This window comes from Sulfurimonas sp., assembly GCF_014859695.1.
Classification (GTDB): Bacteria; Campylobacterota; Campylobacteria; order Campylobacterales; family Sulfurimonadaceae; genus Sulfurimonas.
This window is the reverse complement of the sequence record NZ_JACUTS010000180.1, coordinates 1-1321: the sequence shown is the minus strand read 5'-3', so window position 1 is coordinate 1321 and position 1321 is coordinate 1. Positions and strand designations below refer to the sequence as shown.

Genomic DNA, 1321 nt, shown 5'->3' with positions numbered 1-1321 from the left:
GCGAGATTGAATCGCTCACGCCCTCTTCACTTAACATCTCAATGTTTTTTGCAACAAGTTTGCCCGCCTCTTTAGGGTTTGTTTTGTACCACTCTAAAGATTTTGCATACTCTTCTTGAAATCTTTTTATAAGATGTTCATCTTTGACATGCCCCATAACAGCGATACCTGCTTCGGGAAGATCGCCGTTTGTGTTAAAAACCTTGCCCCACTCCTCTTGCAAATCGACACTTCTATAAAGCTCTGGAGCAACCATGCTGATTGGGAATGATTTTGTTTTTCTAAGTGCCATTGAGATTGCAGGTTCTGCCAGAAGCGAGTGGTCTATTCTTCTCATGATAAGCATCTGCATCGCATCTATGGGACTTGCCACGTAGACGAGTTCAAAATCTTTTTGCGGGTCTAAGCCCTCTCTTTTGAGCAGCTGTTTAAAGACGATATCGGGCATATCTGCGCGAAAGGGAACCGCTATCTTTTTGCCTTTAAAGTCTTTAAGGGTTTTTAGTGAATCATCGCGGCTTATCATCCCCAAAATGCCCCAAACAGAGACATTGAGAAGTTTTATATCTACGCCTTTGTTGTTCAAAATAGCCGCAGTGTTTGTCGGAATAGCCACGAAATCCACATTGCCTCTAATCGTCATGGCTCGAAGCTCGTCTGGGTTTTTCCAGAGTTTAAATTCTATTTTATCCGCAACGTCGCTTAGAGCATTTGTCTCAATCATATGTAAAATTGGGTGTGAAACGGAAGCAAATGGACCCGAAACCACAATCTTCTCTACTTTTTCGGCGCCCACAATGGAGTTTGTACCCAAAAGCAGAAGTGAAAATATTGTATAGATAAAACTTTTCATATTAAATATCCTTATAAAATCAATCTTGTATATTACTGATTATAATATTAATTATCATTGACCATAATCAAGTTTAAAATGGATGGCTTATTCTAGTTATCAATTTAAGAAGATTTTGATAAAATTTTGCCTATGAACAAAGAACAGTATATAAAAGCGGTAGAGCTTCTTAATCTCTACTCATACCACTACTACGTCCTTGATGACCCTATGACAACCGATGAGGTTTACGACAAGCTTTACCATGAGGTTTTGGAGTACGAAGAGCGCCATATAGAGGATATTTTGCCCTCTTCACCCACGCAAAGAGTAGGCGATGTCGTCTCAGATGGATTTTCAAAAGCCCCTCATCTTAGCCGTATGTGGAGTTTGGAGGATGTTTTTGACTCTGAGGGTTTGCAGAAGTGGCTTACAAAAACTTACAAACTAGATAAAAACATAACATTTTACTGCGAACCGAAGTATGAC

1 protein-coding gene and 1 pseudogene are annotated in these 1321 nt (G+C 39.7%); one reads left to right on the top strand and one right to left on the bottom strand.

Annotation, left to right across the window (positions count from 1 at the left end; all coding sequences use genetic code 11):
* The coding region (locus IBX42_RS12520) for an ABC transporter substrate-binding protein (protein ID WP_294933259.1) at positions 1 to 853 on the bottom strand (853 nt) is incomplete at its 3' end.
* 132 nt (positions 854 to 985) lie between these two features.
* Between IBX42_RS12520 and IBX42_RS12515 the strand changes: the two are divergent.
* A pseudogene (locus IBX42_RS12515) lies at positions 986 to 1321 on the top strand (NAD-dependent DNA ligase LigA); the annotation flags it as partial.